The following is a 22,445-nucleotide window of genomic DNA, read 5'->3' as shown; positions in this document are numbered from 1 at the left end:
GATATTGGTGCGGATAAGTTGTATAAATACTGGTCGATCATACATTTAATAGAACGTCGTAGAGTTCGTCGATCGTGCTGATCAATCGTGCGGCTGATTGATAAGCTCTTTGAAACTCGAGCATCTTAATCGTCTCTTGGTCGAGGCTGACTCCCGAGAATTGTTGCTTCTGGCTTTGAAGGGAGGCGACAAATGCATCGGAGCCACTCCGCAGGCTGCTGGCTGCGGCCGATTGCTGCGCGACTTCGGCGACAGTTAATTCGTAAAATCCACGAAGCGATTGTCCGCCGAGGTCTATTTGGTCGTCCTCGAGAAATGTTTGCAAGGCGACGATGTTCTTATTGTCTCCGGGGCCGCCGCCCCGGCCGGTCGCCAGCAGATTCGGATCAGCCTTCACATTCGCGTTGATGCCGAAGTCGCCGGAATCGGTGCCGGTAAAGAATGTATTAATACCGAGCGAGGCCAGTGTTCCACTGGAATCATTTGCGAACCGGACTTCGTAGCCGTCTGTCGTTGATAGTTGCAGCCGACCAAGCGGGTCGACCGTCGCGGACAGGTTTATGATGCCGTCCAAGGCCGCTTGCAAGTCATTGAGAGTCGTATTGGCGCCGCCGATGCCGTCGAGATCGACCGTGATCTCCGTCGTTTCGATCGCGCCGGTTCCAAGGTTGACCAACTTGACCTCGAACGAGCCGTGCCGAGGTGTGAAACTGAGGCCGGCAGCGTTCAACGCGAGTGTCGGATCGGCGACTTCCGTCTGCCCGGTCAATGACGTATGTCCGGCGAGACCTTCGCCCGATGTATAAACTTCATTGAACGCTCCGATAAGGTTGGTCGTAAGCGTGTCGAGATCATCAACGAACGATCCCAGGATTTCATCTCGCCCATCGATAATACCGCGAATCTCGCCGGCCCCTTCGCTTAAGACTTGCTGCGTCGTCGCATATTGAACACTAGTGATGCTGATTCCGCGGTCCGCTGTCTTAAACGTCTCGAGGTGCTGCGTGGAGCCTCCCAATACGAGCCAGTTCGAACCGCTGAAAACGTCGACTCCCCCGTCGGACCGTTCCTGAAAGCGCACCGGAACGATTTCGGAGAGTCGTTCAAGGGCCTGATAACGCTGGGTTCGCAGCGCGCCGGCATCGCTTTGCAAGAGGCCGGATGCTTCGAGCCTCGCGATTTGTGGATTGAGTCGATCGATTTCGTCAATTAATTCATTTGCTTCCTGGACAAGGTTGTCCAAGTTAAGCGATTGCTGAGATCTTAATTCGTCAATCCGAAGACGAAGGTCAGTCACGTCTCTGGCAAGTTCTTCACCCTGCTGCACGACGAGTGAGCGGAGGGTGAGGTCATCGGGTTCGTTTGCTAAATTGTTGAGCGCCGAGGAAAAGTCGCTCAGTGCGGTCGAAAGATCGCTGTCACCGAGTTCGTTGAGCGTCGTTTCGAGTGCGAGGAAAATATCGGACCGGGCTTCGGCATGTGCAAGGTCACCGTTGGCGGTATGAATTCTGGTTTCGAGAAACAGGTCGATCTGCTGCTGGATTCCCTCGACGTACACGCCCGTGCCGAAGATGTGCTGGCCGACCTTGAACGGCGTATTGGCATTGATCTTTAGTTCTTCGCGAACATAACCGGGCGTATTCGCATTGGCGATGTTCTGCCCGGCGACCGAAAGGCCGGCGCTGAAGACTTCGAGCGAGCGGCCCGCGACGTGTAGCGATGAATTAAGTGACATATCGCGGCCTCCTGCCGGGCTTACGCCGATGCGTCCATGAGAGAACCTTCTGAGCGGCCATCTTCGCCTTCGCCGGCCGAATAGGTCGGCGCTTGCCGACCCCTATGAGCGATCAAGTCAATTAACGCCGAGTACTGGGCGTAAGACCGCTGCGCGACGACCCAATGCGACCATGTCTTTTGCCTGAGTCGGGCCGCGTTCGTTCCGACTCGTTCAATGCGCTGGCGCCGCAGTTCATTTGCCGGGGCGTCGGTCAGCGACTCGCAAAGGTCTTTGAGCGAGTCAGTGGGCAGTCTTCCACCGCGCGCGGCCTGCAGAATCTGATTGCGCTCTAATGCGGATGCCCTGAGCTCATGACAGAGCTGCTCTTCGTGCGCGGCGAATGCGAGCAAACGCTTTGCGTCCGAAGCTTTCAGCGCCGCGTCCTTTTCTTCGTAGTGAGTGAAGAAGTCGGATTGCCGCGATTCGATGCGGTCGAGAAAACCGTCAATCGCCTCAGCGAATTTCGAATGTAGTGAAGTCGACATTAGCCCGCTCGCTAGTAACACGCCCATTCGTCAGCGCGCGTAGCAGTAGAGCGCTGTCGATGTCTCCGATTCGACTATCGGATTATATCGACATTAGCGAGCAGGAACTTCGCGATCATGACCGCAGGCGACGCTTGCGGGCAGAATCAATTATTGAGAGAGGTGAGCGCGCGACCTAAATTCGATGCCTTACAGACGCGTTGATCTTAATTGTGTCGCCTCGAAAGATGCGTACAGATCTCCGACGAGTGAGTCTCCATGTGAGACGCTGAGTTGCTCGCCAATTTGTCGGTCGAGTTGCTCGCGGAAGACATCTTCGGCCTGTCCTCCGTGCATATACGCGGGCTTGTCGTGCGATTGGCGTAGTGACTTCAGCATCTCCCGATAAAATGTGCCGGCGACGAAATCTCGAAAGGCCTCCTTAGTTTCAGGAAGATTCGAGGTCTCCGGACGGGCGGCCCGCGTCGTTGCAAGCTGCGTTGCGAGTTGCGGATTCAAACTGCTGGTATTCATCGAATTTTTCTGCCATCAAAGTGTGAAGAAAAGGCGATATAGCCGAACCGCGATTAATACTCGATGAACTCGGCGTGTAGTTTTCCGGTCCGATTTAACTCTCTCAGGATGTCGATGACACCTTCAGGCGGGACACGCAAAAGGTTGAGTGCCTCGACGAGTTGCTCGAGACTCGGTGACGGATCGGGCTCCGGAGAGATCGCGCTGAACCGAACTTCGGGCGGAGGTCCGAAGCCGGGGGCACCGACGCGGACCGTCAGATTGCGGTGGGTAATAATGACGGGGCTCAGTTCGACTTCCCCGGTGACGATCACCGTTCCCGTTTTCGCGTTGACGACGACCCGCGCCTGCGTGTGCGGATTGTCGATGCCGACGTTGAGCAGTAGTGCAACGAACTTGACCGGGTCGCGATGATATTGCTGCGGGATATCGACGCTGATTGTGCCGGGTCCGGTCGCCTGGGCAACCGACCGACCGACTTCAAAGGCGAACTCCGAGTTAATCACCCGAGCCACTTCATAGGCCGAGTGAAAACTGGAATGCGATGCGTCGAGCAACAAGGTGATTCCCTGTTTGTCGTCGGCTCGATTGATGAAATAGGAGAGAGTGTCTTCCTGAAGTGTGATACCGCCGGGGATTTTGCCGCTCGTTTGAACGAGGTCGTCCTCGATATAAACCGGGCCGGATGCGAAACCGAGGGCAACCGGCGCGCCGACATCTCGAGTGACCGAAGGTGCTTCGACGGGCGCGAATAGCAATCGCCCTCCCCGCAGGCTTTTTGCCCCCATCACGGAACTGACGTAACAGTCAATGCGTTGGCCGCGTCGCAACCCGGTCTTTGGAATCGTCGCTTCAATCATGACGATCGCCGCATTCTTCGAGTCGCGCAGGTCAAGAGGCGAGAGGACCGGGTTGTTATTGTTTTGAAGCGCCGTGGCGAGGGCTTGCATGGCCGGGAGGCTCCGTCCTCCGTCGCCGGTTCCGCCCAGACCGACCACGAGTCCCATTCCGGTCAGTTTAATCTCCTGCTGACCTGCGACCGAGCAAATGTGTTGCAGCCGAACTCGTGCCTCAGAGACCGAGCCGCTTCCGCACACGGTGATGATCGCGACAGCGATCGCGAACGCCGATTGCGCGATGCGATGTGAATAGTGGTTCTGCGAAGTCGGCATCATTTGAAGCTCGGGTTTACTGATGCGATGTTGTTCGCCGCGAGATGATTAGAACGGAAATATTTTGTCGACGATCTTCGTGCCCCAGTTTCGTTTTGTGCTGTCGTAGATGCGGCCGTTCTGGAATCGCTTAATTCCTTGGAAGGCCACGTCCTCGGCTAAGGCGGTCATATCCTTATTCACTTTTTCACTGCTGATGATTCCCGACAGCCGGTATTCCCATTCATCATCGGTGTCGGTGAAGACTTTTCTGGCTTCGATCACCAAATTGCCGTTTGGCAGCACGTCAGTCACAACCCCGGCAATGCGAAAATTAATACCTTCCCCGTTTTGAAGCTGACCGGTTGTTTGAATTCGGTTTTGGACCGATGTGTCGATCGTCGGGGAGGTCGCCGCGGAGTTGCGAAGGATTAGACCGTCGAGTGCCACGAACTCCAATAGCTCAGCAGAGAACGATTCATTTCGTTGCCTGTTGAAGCGTGAATCGGAACTTAATTCAGAGCTGTGGTTCACGAGGAATGTTATGATGTCATTCTCTTTAATAACTCGGGGCGGCGGTTGCTCAATAAATGTGAGCGAGTACTCACTGACCAACCCCGGACGCCGCCGCGGAATGGCGGGGATGAAGGGGATCACCGCTGAGTTGTACGGTGGTTGGAACTGACCGGTTGCTGCCATAGGAGAACGCCCGGCGTCCTGCGCGAGGGGCGATGGCCGACTCGGGATCGATCGTGTTCCCGGCGCGGGTGGTGGTGGAACGATTGCCGTTCCCCCAGTGACGCCGGGGGCTGGGACCTGTCCTGTGAGCGGTCTCTGCTGTTGAGCGACCGCTTCGTCTGTTAATGGGGACAACACGACCGCCAGAGCGATGAGTGTCGCGGTGTATAATTGATGAACCGTCATCGATTCGCTCGATCGTGATCAAAAGGTACGAACGGAATGTTCTAACTCTTAATGACTTGTCAGCGTGATATTGAGTTGGCTTCGCGTCGGATGATGACGCCGGGTCGGGATGACTTGCCTGATTCGGAATCCGCGGAGACGTCGGTGACGGCGACGACCTCTTGGAACCCGACGACGCGCCCGGCAATTTGCTCGCGCCCTTCGAGAGACATTAATGTGACCGTTTCACCCAGCTTTCCGTCGCTCCGGGCACGCATCAGTCGTTTGACTTCCAATCCCGGCATTTTAACCGTGACCGTCACGACATTATTCGTACGCACGAGCGGGGCGGCCTGCAGGAAGTCAGCCGCGACGATGCTTCCGGCCGTCAGTGGGCGGGTCGTTTCATAACCGATGACGAGGCCCGGCTCAGAGATACCATCCTCTCGGCTTTGTTCCCACACGAGGTCGTCTTTCGTGATAATGGAACCGCGCGGCACGGAGTGTTTGACTGCGAGAACAAAAGGTCGTTGCACGACCCGCCCGGTCACCGAAATCTCGGAAGTCGATTGCGTACTTCCCGCTGCCGAGAACTGAAATGTCTGACGCCCGGTCCATGGCGCTGTACCACCGCGGACATCTAAGCCGCGGCGGCCGATCGCGAGAATGCGGACGACGTCTTCGCTGTTAAACATCGGTGTGAAGTCGACCTCACCGATGGCCGGAGCACGGGCTCCCAAGTAAATTCTTACGGTGTCGACCACGATCTGTTCGGCGAGACGCGTGTCGGCCGTGGACGGTCCGAATTGTTCGCGCGATGCGGTCGGTGCTTGTGAATGCTTGCCGGTCGGCGGCGAAGTTGGCCTGGGTGCATATTGAGTGCGTGCGAGGTTTGCGTCGGTTGTGGTCGTGACCGATGTCGGTCCGCTGAATTCGATTGTCGAGAGATCAATTCCGACGGCCCGGAGCCGCGCTCTGACGTTTTCGAAGTCGAAACGCTTGTCGCGACCGTCACTCGGTCCGGGGCCGAGCGTCACATTATTCAGTCGGGCAACCGTTTCCGAATCGGCATCGATGACATCGGCGATCTGGCCGAGGGTGATAACGGGAGACTTAACGATGACCGGGGAATGAAAAGTGATCAACGCCGCGTGCGCCCCGGATGCTGAGATGCAAGCGGCGAGCACGGCGATATAGGGTCGGCTCTTGCGGTACAAGTTCATGGTCTTTATCTCGGACGGATTGAAACCAACGGCATCGGTTCCGCACCTCATCCCTAGAACCTTCGAATATTGGCAACCAGTTGCAACAATTGATCGGCGGCTTGGACGACTTGGGTGTTTAATTCGAAGTTTCGCTGCGATTTAATGAGGTCGACGAGTTCTCGAACGGGTTCGACGTTGGAGTCTTCAAGAAATCCCTGTTTGAGCGTGCCCAGGCCGTCCTGTCCCGGTATGCCTTGCTGGGCCTGGCCGGAGGCATCGGTCTCCTGGAAGAGATTTTCGCCAACGCGAAGCAGTCCCTGTGGATTAATAAAACGGGTGAGTTCAATATTGCCGACCTGTTGCAACTGGTTGTTCCCGGCAGTTCGAACTGCCACCACACCGTCGCCGGAGATCGTGAGGTCGAGGGCATCTTGCGGAATGTTCAGCCCATCGGCGAGTAATCGACTCACGTCGGCAGTCCCAAGCACGACGTCTCCGTTCGCATTGACGGTAAATGTTCCCGCGCGGGTATAGAGGTCGATTCCGGTCGGATCCTGCACTCGGAAGAAGCCGTCCCCCGTGATTGCGAGATCGAGTTGCTGCGTGGTCTGGCGAAGGCTGCCTTGAGTGAAGTCGCCTTCAGTTCCGGCGACCCGCGTACCGAGACCGACTTCGATGCCGATCGGAGCAGGTAGTCCTTGCTGATCGGGAGCCCCCGGGGGCTTAATATGTTCGTAGTAAAGGTCTTCGAAGTTTGTTCGAGACTTCTTAAAGGCTGTTGTGCTGGCGTTGGCGAGATTGTTGGCGATGACATCGAGGTTGAACGAATACGCGTTCATTCCCGTGCCGGCCGAGTGCAGTGCTCTGAGGCTCATGCTGTCGCCTTTCCTGTCAGATTAAATGAGGCCGTTCGGTCGCGTTAATGGTGGACTATCGCCCGCCGGCTGATTGCAGCAGTCGACCGAGTGCTTCTTCCTGAAAGCGAATCATATTGAGGTTGGCTTCAAAGGCCCGGCTGGCCTCGATCATCTGGACCGTTTCGACGACCGGATTGGTGCCCGAACCCTCAAGGTAACCCTGTCGGATTCTGGTATCGGGACCCGGCGGCGATGTGGACCGTGCCTGATAGAGATTTTCACCCAGGTGTTCGACGGTGTTGAAGTCGTCTGGTACGGCAAGGGCCATCTGCCCCACAACACTCGAGGTATTTTCCGAACTCGTTTCGATTACTGACCCGTCGGCTGAGACCGAGACATTGACGGCGTCCGCAGAAATGTTGATCGGTCGGCCCTGAACGCTTTTGACCTGAAGCCCGTGATCGGCGGTCACCAACTGGCCGGACGGGTCAAGTGCGAAGCTGCCGCCGCGCGTCAGATAGTCGCCCTCGGCATCCGAAACGACGAAGAAGCCGGGCCCGGTGATCGCCAGATCGAATCGCCCGCCGGTTTCTTGCAGCGGCCCTTGGCTGAAGTCCGTCAACGTGCCGACGACTCCCATGCCGCCGGAGTGTTCGTTCAAATTGTGACCCGGATCGCCGGGAATCTGGTGGTCGGGATCGTACGGCGGAAATTCGGCGAAGACGGCGAGTGAGCGTTTGAATCCGTTCGCCCCGGCGTTGGCGAGATTGTTCGCCACGACATCGAGCTGAAATTGCCGGGCTTCAGCACCCTGGGCGGATTGATACAGTCCGTAGATCATCGCGCAGCCATGTCCCTTGAAGGTGGTCCAATCAATTCATCGGACCGGAAGGGGTGGCGCGCTCAGCAAAATCGTTACAACCGCCGGAATCGGAGCGGGCAACGCAGGTTGCCTAGATTGCCAGATTGCAGGCATCGGTTAGCCGTGACCGACAGGGAGCGCTCCCCGTCGGTCGCGGCTAAACGCTTACTACAACGTGCCTTTGGACGACGGCACGCCCGGTTCGCGGGGGTCGATCGCGACGGCGGTGCGAAGGGCGCGGGCCGTCGCCTTGAATACTCCTTCGGCCACGTGATGGCTGTTTTCGCCGTGGTGCCGGATCAAGTGCAGGTTCATCGGGACGTTTGAAGCGACCGCCTGCCAGAACTCGCGGACGAGTTGGGTATCGAAGTCGCCGATCTTTTCGGTCTCGAAGGCGACGTCGAAGACCAGCATCATTCGCCCGCCCAAGTCGACGGCGGAGGTGATCAGCGTTTCCTCCATCGGTAGAGTAATCGAGCCATAACGGGTCAGGCCCTTTTTGTCGCCGAGGGCTTCGCGCATCGCCTGCCCGAGACAGATGCCGACGTCTTCGACAGTGTGATGGGCATCGACATCAAGATCGCCATCGGCTTTAACGTTTAAATCGAACAGACCGTGTCGGGCCAATAGCGTCAGCATGTGATCGAAGAACCCGACACCGGTTGCGATGTCGCTGTTGCCTGCCCCGTCGAGATCGAGGGAGAGTTCGATCGTCGTTTCTTTGGTGGAGCGATTAATCGTTGCGGTGCGGGGCATGAGTTCTTCACTTCGTGAAACACATCAGGCGCGCTTCCTGGCGGTCGCGGCTAAACGTTGGAAGTCGAATCGCGGCCGAGGACGATTCGAAGCACGTCAAGAAAGCGGTCAATTTCGGCGTCGGTACCGATCGTGATACGGAGCCCGTCGAGGCCGTGCGCGCCGAAGGCGGGAGCCTCCGGATATTGCATATAACGGATAAGAACGCGGTTTTCTTTGAGCGATTGGTAAATCGACTGATGATTCCGGTCGGGATGGGTGACCCACACGAAATTCGCCTGACTCGGCGTGACTTCGAATCCGAGTTCTGCGAGGGCGGCGGAAAGTCGTCGACGGGTGGCGCGGATTTTGGCGGTCGTCTCGGTGAGCCACTCGGTATCGGCCAGAGCGGCGGTGGCGCCGGCGATCGCGAGGGCATCGCAGTTGTAGCTGTCCTTGACCTTCCTCATGCCGCGGATGAGGTCGGGGTGGGCGATCGCGTATCCGAATCGCAGCCCCGCGAGGCTAAACGCTTTGCTTACAGTCCGCGTCATTACGATGCGTCGGCCCGCCTCGGACTGTAAGACTGAACCATCGTGCGGGTTGTCGGCAAACGCACCGTACGCTTCATCCAATACGAATACGCCCTTCGGCGGGACGAGTCGAAGAAGATCGTCGTGCGACCATTTCGTGCCGGAGGGCGAATTCGGGTTCGGGACGAGGACCAGCTTTGAATTCGCAATCGTGCGTTCGGCAGCAGCGAAATCGAATGACCAATCCGCGTTGAGAAGCAGTCGCTGCGTACCAGCTCCCTGAATTGCCGCGAGGGTTTCGTAAAGAATGTAGCTCGGATACGGACACGCGATCTGCTCGCCCGGCTCGACAAACGAGCGGAGCAAAATCGTCAGGTTTTCGTCGCTGCCATTGGCGGGGAGAATCCACTCGGGATCGAGGTCCATCTGCTCCGCGACGAGTTGGCAGAATCCCCGGGCAAGCGGGTCGGGATAAACGTTGAGGCGATCGTTCGCTTTGCCGACGATTGCTTCAATCGCTTGTTGCGACGGCGGGTAAGGATTCTCGTTCGTATTGAGTTTGACCCAGCCGGTCTCCTGCGGCTGCTCGCCGGGCACGTAGCCCTCGATGGCATCGACGGCGGGACGAAAAGGCGACATGCGGGGCTCGGGAAGCAGATATTCTGGTGGGACTCGGAATCGACACGGCAACGATTAACGGAGTTCGCCCTGACTCAACTATTGTAGCGGACACACAAGCCCGCAGCGCGAGCAAGGGACTCAATTGAAGCGTCACGAATTAGCAAACCCGACTCAGAATATCCCTTACTCGCGCTGCGGGCTTGTTTCATGGGAGTAAGCATTTTCATGAAAAGAGTTGATTGTCTTCGTTGGAGGATTCTTCGGGCTCAGCTTTCTTTTTCGAGGCCTTCTTCCGGCCTGCCGATTTCCTGCGGCCCGCTTTCTTGTCCGATTCATCAGCGGTTGCGGAGGCGTCGAAGTCTTCGAGGTCGGGTGAGCCGTCTTCGCTCCAGCCGGCCAGGACTTCGATCCTTTTCTCGGCGTCCTCCAACGTCCGGTAACAGGTCTTCAGCAGCTTCACCCCTGTTTCGAAGCGTCCCAGCGACTCCTGCAGGCCGAGATGGCCCTCTTCGAGATCGCGGACGATCTGCTCCAGTTCGTCGACAGACGACTCGAAGCTGGGCTGCTCGTCGGATGATTCAGACTTCTTTGGCATAAAAAGGCGAGAGGCTAGAACACTGGTGCATGGCGAGCCGGAAGCGTCAGCGCCCGGAGAATTGCGGGTTGCTAAGACTCAACTCCGGGCGCTGACGCTTCCGGCTCGCTTTTGATGACTTGTTCAATGCGACTGATGAGTTTGCCCGATGCGAGCCGGGTTTCAATCGTGGCGTCCACTTCGACGTAGGAAGCATCGCGGACGACCTGCCCGCTCTCACAGCGAGTTGTGACGCTGTATCCCCTTCGGAGGACGCCGAGCGGGCTGAGGGCATCAAGCTCGGCGGCGCGGGCATCAAGGGCCGAGCGTTGCCGGCGGAGTAGTTCGCGGGCGCCGCGGGTAAAGCGTTCCTGCAACAGGTCAACGTGTTGCGTCCGTTCGCGGATGATCTCCTCGGGGCGGTTGAAGACGCGATGATTCTTGACGGATTCGAGCCGGGTGCGGGCTCGATCGGCTGTGGATCGCAGTCCCCGCATCAGTCGGTCGGACTGGCGATCGAGCAACGCTCGCCACTCGGCTCGATCGGGAACAGCAAGTTCGCCCGCTTCGCTGGGGGTCAGTGCCCGGCGGTCGGCGACGAGATCGGCAATCGTCACGTCAATCTCGTGCCCGACGGCCGAAACGACCGGCACCGGACACTCCGCGATGGCGCGGGCGACAATCTCCTCATTGAAGGCCCACAGGTCTTCGAGGCTGCCGCCGCCGCGGCCGGTGATCACGAGGTCGACGTCGAGGAGTCGGTGAATTTGGCCAAGGGCTGCGGCAATCTCCTTCGCGGCACCCTCCCCCTGCACTCGAACCGGCAGAATGACGATCGGCGCTGCCGGCCAGCGGCGCGAAATCACCTGCAGCATATCGCGAACGGCCGCACTCGTCGGGCTGGTGACGATCGCAATGCGATTCGGAATTCGAGGCAGCGGTCGCTTTCGTTCGGAGTCGAATAAGCCCTCACGCGAGAGCTTTTCCTGCAACTGCCGAAAAGCCAGTTCGAGCGGGCCAACGCCGACAGGAATGAGTTCTTCGCAGATGAGCTGATAGCTGCCGCGGGCAGCGTAAATCTCGACCGGCCCGGCCGCGATGACATCCATGCCATCTTCGAGGTCGAATCGCAGGCGGCTCGCTCGGGTTCGCCACATGACGCCGCGGATTTGGGCTTTCTCATCTTTCAGCGTGAAATAGACGTGCCCCGAACCCGCCCGCATCAGCCCGGAGACTTCACCGCGGACCGCGACGTGCGGAAAATTCGCTTCGACGAGTTCCTTGAGTTGACGCGTTAATTCGGCAACGCCGAGCGGCTCGGGAACATTCATCGCACCGCCTCACGATCCGAACGCGACATTGTGGAGAAAGCTCAGTGCCCGCGAGACGTCGCCAAGTTTTTCTGATCCTTCGGATCGATCGGCGATATACCAGCCATCGAACGACGCCTCCTGCAGCACGGCGATCGTCTCGCTCCAATCGACTTCACCGCGACCGACGGGAACCTCGAGGACGCGACCGTCCATATCACGAACGGCGTCCCGGATTCGCACTTGAGCGATGCGGTCGTGCAGCTCGGAAACGACGGTCCGGAGTTTGTCGCCGCTAACTGCGACTGCGGCGGGGTCGAGATATACGCCGGTCGGACCGGTATCGACTTCGGCCAAAATGCGACCGAGCCGCAACGCCTCATTGCCCACCGGCATCGGGGCGAGCAGCACGCCGAAGTGGTCGCCGAGACGGGCGAGGTCGGCCAATAACTCGACCGCCAATCGGTACTCATTTTGGTCTTCATCGTGATCGGCCGTCGGCAGTCCCCAGATCGGGAACGAGAGCACCGGCGCTTTCATCACGGCAGCAAATTCGATGGCGGCGGTTAGTACGGCGATGCGTTCATCGAGACCGTATTCGTCCATAAATTTGCGCTTCAGCGGAAATTCCGCGGCGGCGATTTTCAGGCCGAAATCTCCCAGCAGATTCGTGAGCTGTCTCCGCGCGGACTCGCCAAATTCATCGGCCGTCAATTCGCTGCGGACGTCGACTTGCACGCCAGTGACACCAAAGGTGGCGGCATTTTCGATGGCCTGCTTGATACCCGTTTCGAACAGACGCGTGGGAACGGCGGCTTTGAGAAGCGTCTCCGGCATGATGAATCGGCGCTGTGTCTTTGCGGGGGGGAGTCGATTGTCTGAGAGGGGATCACTCTACCGCGGTCGACTTCACGGCAAAATCGACTCGACTCGGAATACCCGAGGTGTCCGGCGACAGAAGTCGTGTTTCCACGCAGACAAGCGGTGTCGATAGCCGAAGCAATAAGTACGCGGGCGTTCGATTTCAACGCAATTTTCAGAATGGAAATAGATCGCGCGCGACGAATATCGTTTGTGGTTAAGGCGGTACGCTGTGACTTGGCGGCTCGGATTTCGCACATTGGCTCTCTTCCTGCTCGGCATTGCCGCGGGGCAAGACGATGTGCGCGCTGCTGACAAAGAGTCTGCCCGCATGTCCGCGGCGGCGACGGAAGTCACCAAATTTCGCTTCGGACACGAAGCAGATCGCGATTTCGATCGGTTTCCGGACGGATGGTCGCGACGCCGCGGCCCGGACTTCCCGGGATACATTGAGGTCGAACTTGATCTCGATGTCGGCCGATCGGAGCCGGGCTCATTGAGCATCACTCCCGATGGCGGGGCGTGTGCCATCTATTCCGATCCGATCCGCATCGATCGGATTCACGGACACGTGTTCGAAGGCTGGGTGAAGACCGAGGGGCTTCGCTTCGACGCGGCGCGGTTTACCGTCTCGATCCTTGATCATCGCCGTCACCGCATCTCTCGCCACGTCAGCGGCGCCGTCACTGCGACCTCAAACGGTTGGGTCCGGCTAGCGGTCGGACCGATCAAATCGACGCCGGAGCAGCATTTTCTGGTCATCGGATGCCATCTCGTCGGTTCGCAGCGTCACGATCTTGCCGGGCGCGTCTACTTCGATGACTTGTGGCTGGGGCGACTGCCCGAGTTGCAACTTCACAGCAATTTTCACTCGCAATTTCGACGACGTGACGTCCCGGTCGAGATCCGATCGAAAGCCTCCGGTTTGGAGCCGGGCCACGAGTACAACCTGAAACTCGAATTGGTAGCCGGCGAAAAGACGATTCTTAGTCGCGATTTCTCACTGGGTGCGCCGAACTTGGCCCGCGCGGTTAATCACCCGCTCCTTTCGATCAGCACATCCGATCGAATGCCCATTTACGCAGCTACAGACCGCGGTTCGCTCGAAGTGACGCCGGTCCGGCTTTCCGCAGCCGCTGACGGACGTTCCAACGAGACCGGCGAAATTTTGTGGAAGCTCGATCCGCTCGACTACGGCTATTACGAAGTCCGCGCGACGTTGTTAGACGATGGCCGACCTGTTCTTAGGGAAATGACTTCGTTCGCCGTGATGGATTTGGTGGAGCCGGTCGACCATGGTGACTTCGGTTGGAGCATCGACCGACCAACGAAACTCGGGGCAGACGAGTTGGCATCTGCGGCGACACAGGCGGGGATCAACTGGATTAAGTATCCGGTCTGGCAGCAGGCGGTTGATGACCCGATCGCAGCCGGACGCACCGCCGTATTGATCGACAAGCTTGGCTCCGCCGGCCTTCGCACCGTCGGTACGTTGAACCACCCGCCTAGAGAACTTCGCGCGAAGTTTGCCCACAATTGGAAGGGGGCGAGCGAACTGTTCACACTGCCGTCCGACGTGTGGCTACCGTCGCTCGAGCCGGTCGTGGCCCGCTATTCGTCGCGGGTCAGGCATTGGCAGGTCGGCGGCGACAATGATACCGGCTTCACCGGAATGAAAGACTTCGAGTCGATGCTCGAGGTGCTGAAGTCGGAATTCGAACGTGTCGGCCGCGAAGCCAAACTGATCGTGCCTTGGGAAGGCGGCCGGCCAACCGCAGCCATCACACCGCAGTTTCCGTTGGTTTTCTCTCGGAATTCGACCACTCTCGATTCGACGTCGCCCACCTGGGACGGTCCGCACGCCCATTGGGATGTATTAACGCCACTTCCACGTAGCGAACATTCAACCGCCGTTCGGGCCGCGGACTTAATCCGCCGAATGATCACGGCTCGGACATCGGGCGCAGACCTCATTTTTGCAGCGGACGTGTTCGACAAAGAGCATGGTTTGCTTCGCGACGACGGTGCACCCACCGATCTGTTTCTACCTTGGAGAACGACGGCGCTCGCCCTGCGCGAGGCCGAACATCTCGGCTCTTTGACGATGAGCCCCGGCGTCCGCAACGAAGTATTCGTGGGCGCAAGCGGTGCAAGCATCGTGCTTTGGAGTGATGAGCCGGTTCGCGAAATCATTTATCTCGGCGAAACAGCCAAGAGCATCGACATCTTCGGCCTGCAGCGGACGATCCCGAAGGATTCGACCGGGCGTCAGCTCCTCGATATCGGCCCGGAACCACTGATCATCACCGGCGGCTCAGAGGCGGTGGCTCGCTGGCGCACGTCCGTCCGTTTCGAAAATGGACGCTTGCAGAGTCAGCACGGAGAACAACGCGATGCCATCGTCGGACGCAATTCGCTGAATCAGGGAGTCAGCGGGACCGTCACGCTTCATTTACCACGAGAGTGGGAGTCCGACCGAGATCGCTGGGAGTTCTCCCTCGGACCGGGCGAAGCGTTTCGATTGCCCGTCGGATTGTCTTTGCCGCCCAACGCCAGTCTCGGAACGACGCCGGTCGAACTCGAGTTCTCGGTGGTCGGCGATCGCCCCTACCGATTCACGGTCCGGCGAACTCTTGAAGTCGGCTTCGGCGACCTGCATCTGCTCGTGACTGATCGGAAATTAAACGACGGTCTACTCGAGATCGAACAGAAAATTACCAACCGCACGTCACCCGTCGAGGTTCTCGACTTCCGTTGCAGCTTATTCGTCCCCGGCTCTCAACGTCAGATTCGAACCGTTACAAAACTGGGCAGCGGCACCGATACCAAATTTTACAAGCTCCCCGATGCCGAGGCCCATCGGGGTAAAGAACTCTGGATTCGGGCTGAACAGGAAGGCGGCCGGCGTGTCTTGAATTACCGCTGGCTCGTGGGTGAAGACTGGGAATAACTTCTGCTCAAGTTCCCGAAGCAGATTGCTTGTTCTGATTGCTTAATTCGTGAAAGATCTCTTGAATTAATTCCCGGGCGGACTCGGAGGTTCGAAAGTACCGGCCGTTCACTCTCACTTGTTTAATTTCGCTGCTAAACTGCACTTCATCGACGGTGCCGTCGTCTGTCTTAAATCGGATGTCGAAGGAGGAAAACCAAGGCGATGGGCTACCGGTTACGCTCTTGCCTAATTGGTGATAGACACGGCGAGCCGCCGCCGGGTCGATTTCGTATTCGCCCCACGGCAGGATGTCTGGGTCGTCGTAGACGGTCATCTCTGCTTTGACGATTTGATCCGCATTCAGCGAAAGTGCACGCTCGGCGGTCGCAAACCACCGAAAACCGGTCGTGAGGATCGCGAATAGGACGAGCAAGCCGGCAGCTGTGTAGGCCATCCGGAAGACGAGAGCGGGCTTGTGGTCTTTCACAATGCGGGACCGACCCAGTGGTACAGCATGAAATATATCACAACACCGGTGACCGAAACGTACATCCAAACTGGAAACGCATACTTCACCACGCTTTTGTGGGCCGACCAGTTCTTTCGCCAGGCTTGGTAAATCGCGGCGATTGCCAAAACCGGGACGGTGACAGCCAGGATGATGTGAGAAATTAAGATGGTGAAGTAAATCGGCCGGATGATGCCCTGCCCCGTAAAGGCGCGGCCCGCCTCGCCGGTGTATTGTCGCAAGCCCTCGTGGTAGGTCAGGTAGCAGGCAAGAAATGCGATCGAGATCCCAAAGGCCGTCAGCATCAAATTTCGATGCAGATGAACTCGCTTCTTCTTAATCGCAATAAACGCAGCGGCCAGGCAGAGCGTGGCGAGCGAATTGAGCGCCGCATTGATCGCGGGCAATGCGGCAATCCAATCTGGTAGTTCGTCAGGCACGGCGGTTTTCGTTTACGTGGCTGTATAGTTTCTTCAAAGTCTTCAGTGTTCGCAGGGAATGCGATTGGTGAAATAATATTTGAGAGTTAGCATCTCTCTCACAGGCTGCTCGTTCACTTAGGAGCCAGCCCTCGTTGCCAGTTCACGTTTCAAGTCTTCCATTTCATTCGGCAGCACCGCGTTATATTTTCCGCGGACGACGCCGTCTTCATCGATGAGCAACAGATTCGTCGTGTGCAAGACTTCGAAACCGGGCTGTCGCTCGTCGCCTTCCATCTCCTGTACCGGCATCAGGAAGTCGTCGGTAATTAATTGATAGACATTACTTTTCTGACCGGTCAAAAAAATCCATCTTTCGGAGTCGGCCCCGAAGATTTCAGCGTACTGAGCGAGTATCTCCGGAGTGTCGTAATCGGGGTCGACGGTCAATGTGACGAGCCGGGCGTCGATCTTTAAGGCTTTCATCTTGTCCTGCAAGAGCCGCATCTGTCCGCTGACCCTCGGACAGGGTCCCGCACATCGTGTGAAGATGAAACCCACGACGAACGGCTTCCCTGCGAGATCCTGACGCGTCACTTCCGACCCGGTGGAGTCGGTGAGCGAGAAATTGCGGATCGGTTCATTCCCCCAGATCGATTCCGACTGTTCTTCGACAGGTGGAACTTCGGACGTCAGTGCCCCCTCCGGCATCTTATAGAACAGAAGAATTAATGCTCCAAACGCGACGAGCCACAGAACGCCTCCGAATATTAACGCGGGGCGACGGATCGGCGCGGTCGAACGAGTGCTCTGCTGCGGAATACTCACGGAAAGTTCTCGATCCTTGCGGAACGCTGCTGAGAATCTAGACGCTGTGTTCAGCCATCACATTGTAGCGATCAACCTCTACCGCAGATCAGTTGTGGTGCGTCGATTCGACAGCCACACGGCAACTCCCATGCAGACGACGGCGAAACCGACCGAGACCGCGGCACAAATCGGTCCCGACGGAAGGCCCGCGGCCTCGCCGAGGGTGCCGGCCGGGTACATCGCCCGCCGGAGCCCCGCCACTCCGTACGATAAGGGGTTAAGAAAGACGACCCAGCCGAGCCATCCAGAACTGGCCGGGAAAAACGAACCCGACAACAGCCACATGGGCAGCAGGAACACGCTCATGACGGCGTGATATCCTTGCGTTGATTCCATCGGCCATGCCAGGCAATAACCCAACGCGGTCAATCCGACGGCAATGACCACAAGCATCGCCAGCGTTGCCGGAATGACGGAGAGTGAAACCGACAGTTCCAGGCCCGGAGCCAGTCCCACCAACGACAGCAACGGACCGACGATTAGAAAGATCGTGGCCTGCAGTATCGCGATCGCCGCCCCGCCGCCGACCTTGCCCATCACAATCGAAATGCGCGGGACCGGTGCGACGAGCACTCCTTGCAGAAAGCCCTCCCGCCGATCTTCGATGATCGAAATGGTCGAAAAAATCGCCGTGAACAAGATGATCAGGACCGCGATGCCGGGGAAGAAGAATTCCTGATAGGTCATCTCCGCAGGAGCCCACTCGGGCGGTTCGAACGAACCGTGAAGTCCGGCGCCGAGCAAAATCCAGAACACGACCGGCTGACCAACGGCGCCGATTACTCGCGTTCGTTGTCTGAAGAAACGGACCAACTCACGGACCGCCAGCGACCACGCCGGGAGCCAAACGGCCGCGTACTCGGGAGCTTCCGTCTTCGAATTTTCAACCGGAGCATCGACAGTTGCCACGGCGTCTTCAGGAGGGGCGGGAGCACTCATGGGCTTTCCTCCTCCCAAAATTGGTGGCCGGTCCGTGCGATGAATACGTCCTCCAGCGTGGGTTTGCCGAGCGTGACCGCTTCGACTTGCGGTGAAAACTCGGCGACAAGATCGCGCAGCAACTCATGACCGTCCTGTGATTCGATGCGAAGTTGGTCTCCCAACCGTCCGACGTCGACCTGAAAGCGGTCTCTGACCCGTTCGGCAAGTACTTCCGGTTCCCCGGAGCGAATCGTGAGGCAGTCCCCGCCGATCGACGCCCGCAAGGCATCCGGCGTGTCGCAAGCGACCAGTTCGCCTCGATTCAGGATGCCGAGCCGGTCGCATCGCTCGGCTTCTTCCATCAAATGGGTCGTGACGAGAACGGTCATCCGTCCGTCGCCCCGCAGGTCGCCCAAGAATCGCCACAGGTCGTGCCGAGCGCCGGGGTCGAGCCCGGTGCTGGGTTCGTCAAGCAGCAGCACGTCCGGGTTGTGCAGCAACCCCTTCGCAATTTCGACCCGACGCTTCAACCCGCCTGATAGCGAATCGGCCCGGTCATGCAATCGATCGCTCAATTGCAGACGATTCGTGGCGTGTTCGATGCGTTCCTGCAGCATTTTGCCGCGTAGCCCGTAGAGGTGACCTTGATGTTTAAGGTTCTCTCGGACCGTCAATTTTCCATCAAGACTGGGTGACTGGAACGTCACTCCAACAAGGGCGCGGACCCGACCGGGTTGCGTGGCGACATCAAAACCGCCGATGGAAGCCCGCCCTTTCTGGACCGGCAGCAATGTCGACAGAATGCGAAAGAGGGTCGTCTTCCCGCCACCGTTTGGTCCGAGCAGACCAAATATTTCGCCGGGTCGGACATCGAAACTTACGCCCGCGAGCGCCCGGAGTTCACCGTAATGGTGCTCCAGGTCGCTGATGGTGATGGCGTCTGACGAAGGGATCATGTGGGTGCGATGAGGCAGAGTGAGCGCGAAGGCGTGTTGCTTAACCGTAGACGCCGAAGGCATCGATCGTCAAAGCGATCAGCACGGTCGGCAGGTAAACGAGTGACGCCCATAGCAGTCGCCGCGCGGTCTTCGTCGACTCTGAAAGTGCAAAAGCCACGCTGCACACTGCGTATCCCGCTCCCAGGACGCCCGCCACAATGGCGTAGCCTACCCCGCCAAGGCCGAGCGAAATCGCCAACAGACTCGTCGGGATCAGCAGCACGGCGTAGACAACAGCAATCCAGCCCGTCATGCCATCGATGATTCCACCACCCGGCAACAGCTTCAGCCCCGCGGACTCGTATTGGCGGCGATATAACCACGCGATCGCCAAGAAGTGGGGGAATTGCCAGAGAAACAGGATTCCGAACAGCACGAGCGCTCCGCTCGACAACTCGCCGGTTGCCGCCGTCCAACCGAGCACCGGCGGCAAAGCACCGGGGATTGCGCCGATCGCCGTGCTGGCCGAGCTGACACGTTTGAGCGGTGTGTAAACGAAGACGTAAAGCAGAAGAGTTGCTACGGCCAATGCCGCCGTCAGCAAGTTGACACCTGCCAGCAGCCAGACCGTTCCGCCGACCGCGCAAAAGACTCCAAACAGCAGCGCGGAATTTGATGAAAGTCGACCTGCCGGCAGTGGCCGATCAGCGGTCCGGAGCATAAGGGCGTCGGTATCCGATTCAAGCCACTGGTTCAGGGCACCGCTGGCGGCGGCGATGAGTCCGATCCCGGCAAATGTGGCGAGAAGCCGCCACGGCTCCGCCGCGCCGCCTGCGACGAAATAGCCGACGGCAACGGTGATGAGAGCCATCAGAGCGATCCGGGGCTTCGCGAGTTCGCGATAATCCGCCAGTCGCACGAGCAGACCGGGCGCGGCATCCTCACGCGGAAACACGTGTGGCGCCATGGCCGTTCCGTCTGCGGTTCCGACTTCGCCAACACTCATGCTAATTTCCCGCCCGAAGTCCCGGCAGGTTCACCGCCGACGTCGAAGTGATTCGAATATTCCCGTTCCGCAGGTTTCCACCCAAGACGTGAAAGTTTAACGGCTTTGGCCAGCAGACAAACCGCCGCGGCCAATAAGACCATCCCGACGACCGTGTGACCGCTCCGGAAAAGCACCTGCTCCGCGGAATTTTGGACCGCGACGTAGCCTTGGGCTTTCCACCCGAACTTCACGATCCACGCGCCAAAGCCTAGCGCCACCTGCATCGTAGCCGCAGCAGCCAGCAGATAACCGTTGGAAATCAAGAACTTCTCGCCGGTGCGAATCGACAATGCGGCTCCGATATTCGCCAGAAGCCAGACGACCGCCGCCATCCCGAGATGCTCATACAATCCGAGTCCGAGATGTCTGACCATACCACCAAGGCTGTACTGCACGACAATCGCGACAGGAATTATCACGAGAACCGGCATCAGCCCCCGCGGTCGTGAATCGGTAATCGGCACCCGATACGACAGCCAGCGACGGGACGTCACCAACGCCGCCAGACAGATTGCCGAAAAGACGATCGCTCCGAAGGTTCCGTGAAACAACGCGAGGAACCGCTCGTCGAGCCGGACACGAAACCCGCCGATCAAACCCTGCACGATCACGCCCAACAGTACCAGGATTCCCAACCGCTTGACCCAAACCCGTTCGTCCCTCACGAACAGCACACCGGCAAGCAAAATCGATACGACACCGAGCAGCGCTCCCGCCAGACGATGCCCGTGTTCCAAGACCTTGTCGGTTCGCCCTTCCCGGATATCGCTGAGCATGTCGTACAGAAACATGTTCTGCTGATCGGAGGTCGGCCAGTCGAGAAACGCCATCCCGGCATCGAACGTCGTCGTCAACACGCCGACGGTAATCGGCAAGAGCGACGTCACGACCGTCAGCACGGCGATCCAGTGATTCCAAGCTTTGTAGCGCATTCGAACGGGGACAGGTGGCGAGGAAAGGATCGCGCGGGCACCCGCATTGTGGTCGACCGCGGGCGTTGCGTCGACCACCCGAAATTGATTTGGTGCGATTTCAGTCACATTGGCACTCATGTCCCCTCCCCCTTATCGGAATTGTTATCCTCAGACGGCGACACTGGTATCGGCGTTCCGGACAAGGACCTGACGTAGTGGACGAGATCCCAAATCTCCTGCTCGTCGAGCGTCGGTTGATAGGCCGGCATCGGTGTGCCGTTGATTCCGAAAGCGATACGCCGATAAAGATCAACGGGACGGTCGCCGCCGCCGAATGCCCCCCCGGTCAGGTCACGCGGCACGATCACGTCGCCCCAGACGTCGTGCAGACCGCGCTGCGGGTACTCTTCGCCGGTTCGCGGGTCGACGTGAAATGAAGCCGTCAGTGGCCCGTCGCCTCGCCCCGCTTTCCCATGACAGGAGACACACTTGCCGCGTTGGGACAGAAATAAGAGCTCTCCGCGGCGCCGCGACTGCGGCGTATCAGGCGGCGGATCGTGTTCGGAGCTTACGGCTGACGAGTCAACGTCGTCGGTGCTCCAGCGCTCGATCAAATTTTGTTCGGCATTCGCGGCTACGAATGGAAGATCGTGCTGCAAAAAATCGATCGCTTCCTGATTGAGATCGGCTTCCGACTCACCATCAGCGATTCGGGCCTTCCATATCTCGTCTCCGAAATCGAATTCGACCTCGCGGACCAACGCGAGTTCAAGTTCGCCCCGCATCGAGAGCCAACGAACATACTCAACCAGCAGGCGAATATCGGAATCGGCGAGCCGATCGAACGAAGGCATGTTCGTCCCGGGAATTCCCCGCCGAATGGTCGCTTCCAAATCGGATCGGCTCGGTCGACCTGCCGAGCCGGTCGACGTGAACTTGAAGATGCCGGGCCGATAATCTCGGGGGCGGGGCGAAAAATACTTCGCGGACGGCCCGTCTCCGGCACCTGAAGAACCGTGGCACTGAGCGCAATTCTTGCGAAACAAGACTCCTGCCTTGCTCAGATTGTCCGTCGCAGCCGCGTGATCGGACACTGCCGATTCCGATTGCTCTAACGTATGGAAGTCGAGCGGGAGATCTTTCCAGATTCTGGGATCTTTCAGCGTCCCGAATCGCCGATTCAGGTGCGGACCGAGTCCGGTCACCGTCCGGCTTGGGTCGGTGAGATTCCTTGATTCTGTCGTTGTTGAGGCCGCTCCCTCAGGCGGGCCGTCGCGAAGAATCTCAGGGAGACTCAGAAACCCTTCGCTCGGCGTAAATTGATCGCCGCTGCCGTCGCCGCATCCGCTGAGGCCGCCGACTACGAACGTGAGTGATAGAGCGAACGGGAGTGCCCGTCGTCTTGAGCACATGGCAAAAAAGGCTCCTGAAGAGTTCTTCAGTATCCTTGCGAGCGGGTCGGTATGCGTCGATCCGCAAATTTGCCGCATCCGCCCCGCAATCCGCTG

Annotated in this window: 22 protein-coding genes; 1 reads left to right on the top strand and 21 read right to left on the bottom strand. The window is 58.5% G+C overall.

The window, feature by feature from the left end; all coding sequences use genetic code 11:
- Positions 1-37: 37 nt before the first annotated feature.
- From flgK to Pan189_RS14380, 13 genes are all read right to left on the bottom strand, one after another.
- Positions 38-1,735, bottom strand: a complete 1,698-nt coding sequence (gene flgK, locus Pan189_RS14440) for a flagellar hook-associated protein FlgK (protein WP_145364678.1) — start codon at positions 1,733-1,735, stop codon at positions 38-40.
- A 20-nt stretch (positions 1,736-1,755) separates the two neighbouring features.
- Positions 1,756-2,262, bottom strand: coding sequence for a flagellar export chaperone FlgN (flgN, locus tag Pan189_RS14435; protein ID WP_310820512.1), 507 nt, complete (start codon positions 2,260-2,262; stop codon positions 1,756-1,758).
- A gap of 189 nt (positions 2,263-2,451) precedes the next feature.
- On the bottom strand, positions 2,452-2,775 hold the full coding sequence (locus Pan189_RS14430) for a rod-binding protein (RefSeq protein WP_145364676.1): 324 nt from the start codon (positions 2,773-2,775) through the stop codon (positions 2,452-2,454).
- Between the two features lie 53 nt (positions 2,776-2,828).
- Complete coding sequence (locus Pan189_RS14425) at positions 2,829-3,947, bottom strand: flagellar basal body P-ring protein FlgI (protein WP_145364675.1); 1,119 nt, start codon at positions 3,945-3,947, stop codon at positions 2,829-2,831.
- 48 nt (positions 3,948-3,995) lie between these two features.
- Complete coding sequence (locus Pan189_RS14420; RefSeq protein ID WP_145364674.1) at positions 3,996-4,850, bottom strand: flagellar basal body L-ring protein FlgH; 855 nt, start codon at positions 4,848-4,850, stop codon at positions 3,996-3,998.
- Positions 4,851-4,909: 59 nt separating this feature from the next.
- The gene (flgA, locus tag Pan189_RS14415; protein WP_310820511.1) at positions 4,910-6,052 is read right to left on the bottom strand and encodes a flagellar basal body P-ring formation chaperone FlgA; all 1,143 of its coding nucleotides are present in this window, start codon (positions 6,050-6,052) and stop codon (positions 4,910-4,912) included.
- A 53-nt stretch (positions 6,053-6,105) separates the two neighbouring features.
- Positions 6,106-6,909 (bottom strand): flagellar basal-body rod protein FlgG, encoded by an 804-nt coding sequence (gene flgG, locus Pan189_RS14410; RefSeq protein ID WP_145364672.1) that lies wholly within the window; start codon positions 6,907-6,909, stop codon positions 6,106-6,108.
- 55 nt (positions 6,910-6,964) lie between these two features.
- A complete protein-coding gene (locus Pan189_RS14405) occupies positions 6,965-7,732 on the bottom strand; it encodes a flagellar hook-basal body protein (RefSeq protein WP_145364671.1) in 768 nt (255 codons plus the stop codon).
- 189 nt (positions 7,733-7,921) lie between these two features.
- Entirely contained in the window at positions 7,922-8,509 is a 588-nt protein-coding gene (gene hisB / locus Pan189_RS14400) for an imidazoleglycerol-phosphate dehydratase HisB (RefSeq protein WP_145364670.1), read from the bottom strand.
- A gap of 50 nt (positions 8,510-8,559) precedes the next feature.
- Positions 8,560-9,660 (bottom strand): histidinol-phosphate transaminase, encoded by a 1,101-nt coding sequence (gene hisC / locus Pan189_RS14395; protein WP_145364669.1) that lies wholly within the window; start codon positions 9,658-9,660, stop codon positions 8,560-8,562.
- A gap of 205 nt (positions 9,661-9,865) precedes the next feature.
- On the bottom strand, positions 9,866-10,237 hold the full coding sequence (locus Pan189_RS14390) for an exodeoxyribonuclease VII small subunit (protein ID WP_145364668.1): 372 nt from the start codon (positions 10,235-10,237) through the stop codon (positions 9,866-9,868).
- Positions 10,238-10,308: 71 nt separating this feature from the next.
- Positions 10,309-11,547, bottom strand: a complete 1,239-nt coding sequence (xseA, locus tag Pan189_RS14385) for an exodeoxyribonuclease VII large subunit (RefSeq protein ID WP_145364667.1) — start codon at positions 11,545-11,547, stop codon at positions 10,309-10,311.
- Positions 11,548-11,556: 9 nt separating this feature from the next.
- Positions 11,557-12,363 carry a sugar phosphate isomerase/epimerase family protein gene (locus Pan189_RS14380; RefSeq protein WP_145364666.1) on the bottom strand — a complete coding sequence of 269 codons (807 nt, stop codon included), beginning with the start codon at positions 12,361-12,363 and terminating at the stop codon, positions 11,557-11,559.
- 283 nt (positions 12,364-12,646) lie between these two features.
- Between Pan189_RS14380 and Pan189_RS14375 the strand changes: the two genes are divergently transcribed.
- Positions 12,647-15,337 carry a hypothetical protein gene (locus tag Pan189_RS14375; protein ID WP_145364665.1) on the top strand — a complete coding sequence of 897 codons (2,691 nt, stop codon included), beginning with the start codon at positions 12,647-12,649 and terminating at the stop codon, positions 15,335-15,337.
- Between the two features lie 7 nt (positions 15,338-15,344).
- Here the strand turns inward: Pan189_RS14375 and Pan189_RS14370 are convergent, their stop codons facing one another.
- The 8 genes from Pan189_RS14370 to Pan189_RS14335 form a co-directional block, all read right to left on the bottom strand.
- On the bottom strand, positions 15,345-15,806 hold the full coding sequence (locus Pan189_RS14370; protein ID WP_145364664.1) for a hypothetical protein: 462 nt from the start codon (positions 15,804-15,806) through the stop codon (positions 15,345-15,347).
- Positions 15,803-16,267, bottom strand: coding sequence for a DUF420 domain-containing protein (locus tag Pan189_RS14365; protein WP_145364663.1), 465 nt, complete (start codon positions 16,265-16,267; stop codon positions 15,803-15,805). The genes Pan189_RS14370 and Pan189_RS14365 overlap by 4 nt, the downstream gene beginning before the upstream one ends.
- A gap of 117 nt (positions 16,268-16,384) precedes the next feature.
- Positions 16,385-17,074 carry an SCO family protein gene (locus Pan189_RS14360; protein ID WP_145364662.1) on the bottom strand — a complete coding sequence of 230 codons (690 nt, stop codon included), beginning with the start codon at positions 17,072-17,074 and terminating at the stop codon, positions 16,385-16,387.
- A gap of 78 nt (positions 17,075-17,152) precedes the next feature.
- Positions 17,153-18,055 (bottom strand): ABC transporter permease, encoded by a 903-nt coding sequence (locus tag Pan189_RS14355; RefSeq protein WP_145364661.1) that lies wholly within the window; start codon positions 18,053-18,055, stop codon positions 17,153-17,155.
- Positions 18,052-18,993 (bottom strand): ABC transporter ATP-binding protein, encoded by a 942-nt coding sequence (locus Pan189_RS14350; protein WP_145366203.1) that lies wholly within the window; start codon positions 18,991-18,993, stop codon positions 18,052-18,054. Before Pan189_RS14350 ends, Pan189_RS14355 begins: the two co-directional genes overlap by 4 nt.
- A gap of 40 nt (positions 18,994-19,033) precedes the next feature.
- The gene (gene cyoE, locus Pan189_RS14345; RefSeq protein ID WP_145364660.1) at positions 19,034-19,981 is read right to left on the bottom strand and encodes a heme o synthase; all 948 of its coding nucleotides are present in this window, start codon (positions 19,979-19,981) and stop codon (positions 19,034-19,036) included.
- The gene (locus Pan189_RS14340; RefSeq protein WP_145364659.1) at positions 19,978-21,075 is read right to left on the bottom strand and encodes a COX15/CtaA family protein; all 1,098 of its coding nucleotides are present in this window, start codon (positions 21,073-21,075) and stop codon (positions 19,978-19,980) included. Before Pan189_RS14340 ends, cyoE begins: the two co-directional genes overlap by 4 nt.
- Positions 21,072-22,349, bottom strand: a complete 1,278-nt coding sequence (locus Pan189_RS14335) for a cytochrome c (protein WP_310820509.1) — start codon at positions 22,347-22,349, stop codon at positions 21,072-21,074. The genes Pan189_RS14340 and Pan189_RS14335 overlap by 4 nt, the downstream gene beginning before the upstream one ends.
- Between the last annotated feature and the right edge of the window lie 96 nt (positions 22,350-22,445).

The sequence above is a fragment of the Stratiformator vulcanicus genome (assembly GCF_007744515.1).
GTDB lineage: Bacteria > Planctomycetota > Planctomycetia > Planctomycetales > Planctomycetaceae > Stratiformator > Stratiformator vulcanicus.
This window is presented reverse-complemented; position numbering and strand designations above follow the sequence as displayed.